This window comes from Mycoplasma anserisalpingitidis (assembly GCF_007859615.1).
Taxonomy (GTDB): Bacteria; Bacillota_I; Bacilli_A; order Mycoplasmatales; family Metamycoplasmataceae; genus Mycoplasmopsis; species Mycoplasmopsis anserisalpingitidis.
Window position 1 is genome coordinate 440,559 of sequence record NZ_CP042295.1, and the last position, 8,641, is coordinate 449,199.

Below are 8,641 nucleotides of genomic sequence, written 5' to 3' on the forward strand. Positions count from 1 at the left end.
TATTATACCATATTAGTAGCATAATAGTATTATTTTTTATATTTATTTCATAAATATAAGTGAAAAAAATTACCACATTTATCATGCTAAGTGGGAAACACAGGATACTGGCAAAATCATCTCTGAATAAGTATATAAAAATGGAATACCAGAATAGTTAAAATTTAATTAAATGATGTGTCAGAAGTTGCTTTCTACCCATTTTTTATTTCTGCTACTAAGTGGGAAACCCAGGAAGATTAAACATATTCTATTTTTGTTCCGGGTTTCCAAGTTAGCATGATAAATGTGGGACAAATTCTAAAACAAAAAATAACACAATTTCTTGTGTTATTCTGTTACATTATTTTCTTAATTTGAAATAGAAGTTAATAATACCGGTATTGTAAACAAAAGCTTGTTGCATTCTGTTAGTTCAGTTTTTATTACCATCTTTAATATATAAGAATCCATTACGGTAGTTGAAGTCTTTATCATTTTGACTGGCATCAATTGTTTCATCAATATCTAAGATAACTACTTTGTCGGTAAACTTAAGTTCGGTAGTTCAATCTCTTTCATTCTTAGCTACATAGTCATATGAAGACTCTAAAATTTTCTTATCTTTGTTGTAAATTAAATCTAAATTATTTGAAAGATAATCAACAAAATCATTAGCACTTCAAACTGTTCTGTCAATTATTTTTGATGTATTAGTGTATTTATTATCATTTAATTTATAATGTTTAGCAAATAGTGAAGATTCATAGTAGTCTAAGTATATCATTGCTTTTTTCTCACTGTTTACAGTATCAATAGATAATTTAAATTTAGCTAAATTAACTATAGCAAAAGGCATAACTTCTTCAAGAGAAAGTGCACTACTATTATCATTTAATATCTTACCATATTTTTCTTCATATCATCTAGAGCCACGTTGTTTACCAGTAGATTGACCGTTTCCTCTTGAAGAGTTGTTGGCTGTAGCTGGGGTTATAGTCATAAGATTTATAGTTTTTGTACTATCATCACTAAATAATACTACATATGCATCATTATTTTTTGAACTAATTGAAATATATTTATCAACAACAAGGAATGATTGGTTATTTAAACTAAAGTCAAATACTCCATTTTTGATTTTTTCAGACATAGGAGTTGAATTAGATTTTTCTCTATCACTAGCTTTAATTATAACTTTTTGTTCAGTACCTAAAACATTTGATTTGAATGATTCATAAATATTATTTAAAATAACATCTTGATTATCATTATTATCTAATAATCCACTTCTGTCTAAATCAAGAAGTTCAACTTTAGCTTCAGAACCAAAGACATCAACTGTTTTACCATTTTTAACAACAGATTGAACAAATACCCCTGATGAACCAGATTGAATTTGAGCAATATTTGTTGTATCAAAGCTGATTTGTAAGTCTTTTACTAATTTAACTTCATCTTTATTAACAAAGTTTCTTAAGTTATTAGGTGTATATATGTATTCAACTCTTAAGCCTAAAATTTGTTTAGATGAATTATTGCTTGGTAATTTAACATATCAAGATTTATCATCTCGTTTTACAATTCTTACCCGTACATTATCTTTATTTAGGATTGTATCTAAATCAATGTCTGTAAAGGCAAATTTATCAAAGAAGTTTAATAAAGTTTTACTTGTTGTAATGTCAATAAATTCCATTGAAGTTGCATCAGCAGGGACGAATGACATAAGTGCATTAATAAAGTCTGTGCGTCTAGCTTGATTATTAGTTTGAATATTATTAAATTTGTTATCTTTAATAATGTAGTTAAACAATTTAACTTCATTACTTTCGACATTAACTCATTTATAAAGGTTATCAATCTTAGAGAAAATGTCGATAAAACTGTTTACATACAAGTTAATATCAACCGAATTAGAATCAATTCTTTGTTTTACACTAGTTAAAACCCCATTTAGGTTATCTACTTCAGTTTTATAACTATTTTTAATTTCATCAAATGAAGAGTCATTAGGATTAATTGATACTTCAGAGATAATTTCATCAATATTACCTCTAAATGTAGGACTAATGTAATTTATACCATCTTGATACATTTGATTAAGTAATGTATTGAATGAATTTCTAAAGTTTGTAAGTTTTGTACCATATTCAGATAGTTTTGTTGGATCTGTTAAATCAGCTTTAGTCATTTCAGTTATTTCAGAAGTTAATTCAGTTAAAGTAGTAGCAAAACTATTTTTGTAAGTATCAATTGTTTTATCAAATTTAGCATTTTCTAATAAATTATCTTTTTTATCATTATTGATATAACCTTTTAATGCTTCATCAAAAATTACAAATAATCCTTTTTTATTTGTGTCAGTATTATTGTTTAAATTAAGGTATTTATTAAATCCTCATTTCAACTCTGAAATAAATTGATTTCTAGCATCATGAAGTAATTTATATTTATCTTTATAATCTGATTCAAGTAGCTCTTTATAGTTAACTTTATCACGATAGTTTTTAGTATCGGTTGTGTCTACGCTTTTACTACTATTTATCGCACTTGTAAGAGCATTATATACTTGACTAGACACATCCGCACCATTACGAGTTGAACTCATTTGGAATTTTTCATTTAATTCCATAACGTCTGATAATTCATTTGACACTCAAGTTTTTACTAAGTTAAATAAAGCTAAAACTTGGTTTTTGATTTCTGTATCTGCAGCAATTAAAACTTCATTTAATTCACCAATAGAGATATTTTCACTTTCAAATTGAGTTCTTGCATCTTCAACATCAGTTTTTGCTTTTTTGGTAAAAGTATCCTTAACATTATAAGTTTGACCGTAAGAATCAGCTGTTTCCATATAACTCTTAAGTTCATCTGCTCTATCTAATAATTTTTGAATATCTGCTTTTTTAGATTGATTTACTAATTCTAACTTTTCTTTTAATAAATCTAATTTTTCTTTTTTAGCACTTTCGTCGATAAATCCACTTTTGATGGTTGAACTTGCTTGTTGAACAGCTTGTTTTAATTGTGCGTATGCTTGATGAGTTTCTTCTGAATCGATTAATTTGTTTGGATCATTTGATAATAACATTTCATAATAAAGAATATTATTAGCATAAATAATATATTTCTTAACTGTAACTGAGTTTGAAAGAATTTGGTAAACCTGTGTAGGTTCTCCAACAAGCACTTCGGTTGGTGAAGGAGAAATTGTTGTATTGAAATATCTAGTTTTTATGTCATTAATTACATCGCTGTATTGTTCAACTGTTGAGACTCTAATTTGATTTTCAAAATCAGATTGTGCAGTATCTAAGATATTAAGAATAACTTGTTTTTCTTCAGAAGTTAACTCTAAATTAGAATTGATTGCGGACTCTGCTTTAGATCTTTCTGAAACAAATTCAATATTAACTAATATTCTATTTAAATCGTTTAAGTCAGTTAAAATATCAACTTTACCATCTACTTTTTCAACTGAATTATATTGTGAGTATTTAGTATCGATTACATCACATTTAGATTTAAGTTTTTCTAGTTCCGCTCTTAATTTCGAATCTTGAGTTGATGAGAAATTAATAATCATATCTCTAGCAACTTTAACGCGTGAAGATAATTCAGTAGCTTTATCAAAAATGTTAGTTAAAACATCTAATTGAGCTCTAATTTCTTCAAATGTTTCGGTTGTTAAACCAACTTTTAACGAATCTCCATTTAAGGATGAAACGTTCTTTTCTTCAATTTTTGAAATTCTATCTAAAAGTGCACTTCTTAATTTTTCATTTTCTGAAGTAAGTTTTTCTACTTTTTCAGATTTAAATTGATTAATTAAATTATAAATTTCAGTTCTTGAAGTGTGGTTAGATTCTTCGGTTGCTATAATTGCATCAAGTGTTTTGACTCTATTTGAAAGTTGCTCTTTTCAAGCATCAGCAGATGCTTCAGAAGTATAAGTAATAGGAGTAGAATCTCATAATTTTTTAACTAGATAATCAACATCAGTTTGATATCCTTTGTAGCTAGCCACTTCTGTTTTTCTAGTTGTTATTTTGTCAGAAACTTCTTTTTGCTTGTTGAATAATTCTTCAGCTCTACCTAAAACTAAAGTTAAATTGTCATAATTTGCTTCATTTCTTTGGTTATAGAAGCTAGTAAGTAATTCCTTGAATCATTTTGTTCAATTATCGTAATTTTGTTTATTTCCACTTACTTGTTCATATTCATGATATTCAATTTCAGGATTTAATGTAGACTCAGATTTAATTCTATTCATTAAAGTAGTAACTTTTTTAGATAATTCAAGAGCCTCATTAATTTCTTTTACATGTGAATAACTAGAAGGATCATTCAATTGATTTGCTTTGGATTCAAGTAAATCACTTGAAACTTTAGGATTCATGTACATAGCTTTAGAATCAGCAATATTTTTATCAATTGATGGAATGAACTTATTAAGGAAATCTTGTGTAATTTCATGATTTGTAGAAGAATTGATTAATTCTTTAGCATCAGCTTCTTGTTTAACAGCTGCAGCTAATTTTTTAAGTGGTTCTAATCTTTGTTCTAATTCAGCTAATTTTGATTTTATTTCTTCAACACTAGCTTTATCTTTAGAATTTTTGTTTTCTTCACTTAATTTATCAAGTTCTTTAACGAATTCTTCATATGCCTTTTGATCTGTTATATCAGCATTACCCAATAAATCTTTTGCTTGTTTATATAAACCGGTTAATGGTTCAGTCTTACTTCCTAAAGTTTTAATATTAGCATCTCTTAAATCACTAAGTTCAAGAACATTATTTGTTTCAGAAACTAAACGATCGTAATTTTGTTTAAGGATTTCATTTTCATAAGGTTCTCTTGGAAGAGATTTATTTATAGCAGAAACTAATGCTTCATAATCTTTTTGTTTAGCAGGATTATTTTGGAATTCCTTAATTTTTTCCATTACTGGAGATTCTTGTTCTTTAGCAAGTCTTAAAGCATTAGCAGCTTGTTCTTTAATTTTATTTAATGAATCAAGACTAAAGTTTTCGGGTTTTATTAATTCAGATTTTAAGTTTGTTACTAAGTTATCTAGTTGTTCCTTAACTTTACCTAAAATTGGGTCGTTTGCTAAAGCGTTTATATTAGTTGCGTTGGCAATAAAATCTTCTAAATCTTTAATAGTATTATTTGCTTGATCATATTTGAATGCCTTATCAAGATTTTCATTTATTTGTTTAATCTCTTCTAAAGTGGCATCTGGTTTAGCTTTTCTATCATCAAAACCACTTTTAATTTCTTCGAATTTATCATAACTATAATTGTCATGACCATCTTTATCTTGAGGGATGGTATTAGTGGTGTAATCTTTAACTTTTTCTTCTGTTTTTTGAACAGCAAGATCAAATTCTTCTTTAGCCACCTTTTTATCTTCAAGCAATTTTTCTCTTTGCTTAATTAATTCTTCTATTGCTTGTTTAATTGAATTTTCAGTTTCATATGGCGAATCAAATAATGCGTTATTTTGAGTTTTTAACGCTTCAGCAGTTTTCTTAATTTCAGCATAAATGGCTTTGTCTGATTCTTTGTTGTTTTCATCAGAATCATCAAAAATTTCATCTAATTTTTCAATTTCTTCATTTAATTGTTTTTTAGCTTCGTAAACTTTTAGTGATTCTTTAATTTCATTGATATTATCAAGAATTTGTGAAGCACTTTTATCTTGGTTAAATAATGATCTTTGTAATAAATCTCTAGCTTGTTTTTCTAAAATATCATATTTAGGTTCATCTTTAATAGATTCAATAAAATCATATAAATTATTCAACTCTTTTGCAAGAGGAACCATATTTTCAATTTTTGCAGCAGATTCATAAATTTGATTTAAATCATTTTTACTTGATTCGCTGTTAGCAAAACCATTAATTTTGTCAAATGATTTTTTAATAGCTAAGTAATCTGGATCATCAATATCTCTATTTTCAGATTGTAGTTTATCGTTTGCTAAAACGATTTTATCTTGTTTAATAGCTAAATCTAATAAGTCAGTTTGTTTATTTGAAGAATTAGTTGCATCTTCAAGTTGAGCTAAAGTAGGTAATTCACTTGAAAGCATTTTTTCAATAATGGCATTTACTTCTTTTAATCTAGATTCACTTGAAGATAATTTAGAATCAGTGATTCTTCCATGTTCAGTGCTTTTAGCATTATCAATTGCATTTTCAAGTTTATTTTTTGCATCTTCAAGTTCTTTAATTCTAGGTGCTGTATCTCTAATTTCAACTAAATCTGCAATTAAATTATCTCTTTCGGCATCACTAATATTTGGATCTAAGATTTTAGCTTTAATAGATTCATAGTGCTTTCTCAATCCACCTTCACCATGACTATTATTTGCATCAACACCATCATCAGGATAGTTTTTGTTGATTTGATCTAAAGTTTTTTCAAGTTCATTTTCAGAAATAGCCAAATTAACAATTTCTTTTTGTTTGTTAACCTTATTTTCAATCTCTTGAATTATTTCTTTAGCTTTAGCGTTGTCAATCGAAGGATTTTCAAGTTGTTTTTTAAGTTCTTCAACTTCAGCATTAATTTGATCTAATTCTGTTTGAACTCTATCTTTAATTTCTGGATTAGCTTCAACATAATCATTTCTATTAGCGAAATCTTTAAGAAGATTTTCTAATTTATTTTTTTCTTTAAGATTTTTTTCAATAATTTCTTGTTCTTTTTGTTTTTCTTTAAGAGAATCAATTAATTCTGCAAATTTTTCAGGAGAATCCAAAACAGATAAATCGTTTTTAATATTATTGACAAAATCATTAATATTAGCCAATTCTTTCTTAGTATTTACATACAACTCATCGTCTCTAGTAGCTTGAGGAAAAATAGTGTCAGCTTGTTTTGCGATATCAGCGTTTTTTGCGTAAATTTGATTATTTAATTTTAATAATTCATCAATATTACCTAAGAAATCATATTTTAAAATTTGTTCTTTTAAGTTATTTGTACTTGAAGGAGAATATTGACTACTCATTTTTGCTGATTCAGCATTTAATTGATTAATTTTTTCAAGAATAGCTTGACTTACTGGATCAGACATTCCTGATAAACTGTCAGCAATTTTTGCAGCTTTTTCTTCAAGGTAAGCTAGTTGTTCTTTAGCATTTTGTCTTAATTCCTCTTGAAGCATTCTAGAGTAAACATCTAAATCCAATGAATCAATTGAATTGTTATTTTGAGCATTAGCAATTTTTTCTTTAATTAAATCATTTGAAATTTGAACAGTATTTTTTGTGTCAGGATATTTATCAAAAAATTCTAAGTCTTTTAACAATTGATCTAATTGTTTATTTGCTAATAATGAATTATTTTTAACTTTATTGTAATCTAGATTAATTAAGTCAATTTTATCTTTTAATTCTTTACCTGAATCAACATCTTTAAATATATTTGATAAATCAAGTTGTTCTTTTAACTTATCATAATCAGCTTTTTTAATATCAACATTTATCAAAGAATTATCTAAATATTCAGAAATTTCATTGTATTTATTTTCAGCATGTTCAAAATAAGCTAAATCATCTAAGTATTTATCCTTTAACTTAGCTAATTCATTAACATCATCAATTGAATCAATCATTTCTGGTGTTAAGTTGTTTAATTTATTGAATTCGTCTTTGAAAGTAGTCAAAGGATTACTACTAATAAGTTCTTTAAGAGTATTTTTTAATTCACTAGCTGGTTTTTGTAAGTCTGAATTATGTACCAAATTATTATTCAATAATTTTTCAAATAGTTCTAATTCTTCTAAAGAAGAACTATTTTCTAATTTAGATTCGATATCTTTAATTAATTCTTTATCAGGGTTATTTGCTAAATCTTTGTTTTGTTGTAATAAATCTTTTACAGATTCTTTTTTAGCTTGAATTTTGCTATCCTGTGCTTTATTATTTTTATATTCTTCAATTTGATTTTTAAGAGTTTCTAAAGAGTTTACATTAAGATCTTTAGACAAAATCAAATCTTCATATTGTTTATAAATTGTATCAATTTCAGATTCATCTAATCTAGAATCACCCTCACCTAAAATACCATTAATATAGTCTATATAAGGTTTAAACAATTCATCTTGTTTTTGAAGTTGAGCATTTAAATTTTCTTTATATTGATTTAATAATTCTTTAGTTTTTTCTGAATTATTAGGAATATTTGCATTATTAATAATTTCATTGATTAACTCTTGATTATTTTTAAGGAATTCATTTCTTAAATCGCTCTCGGTTATAAATGAAGCTTGGTTTTTAAGTAAATCTTGGAGAAATTGATTTTCACTAGGTTTAATGCTATCAGGAAAATTTTCAATTAAATTATCTAGAACAGATTCTCTAGTATTATTTAAACTTTGTAATTTATCCAATGCAGATACATTTTTATCAAGTAATTCTATTGTAGATTCAATTGAACTATTTAACTTATCGTTTTTAAGGAATTTAAAACTTTCAGTAGAATTTTGCAATAAATTCTTCAAATCTTTAAGAGTAGCTTTTGATGATAAATCTTCAATGGTTTTTGTGTGTAAACCTATATTTAATCCAAGCGTACCTGCAGCAACTCCAAAAGCAACACCAAGAGTGGTGTTTAATATAATTTTACTTTTTTTCATGAT

The 8,641-nt window shown here is 26.2% G+C and carries 1 protein-coding gene; it reads right to left on the reverse strand.

Translation table 4 applies throughout. The features are described 5' to 3' along the window. Window positions 1–343: 343 nt before the first annotated feature. Window positions 344–8,638, reverse strand: coding sequence for a coiled-coil domain-containing protein (locus tag FRW55_RS01795; protein WP_146368481.1), 8,295 nt, complete (start codon window positions 8,636–8,638; stop codon window positions 344–346). Between the last annotated feature and the right edge of the window lie 3 nt (window positions 8,639–8,641).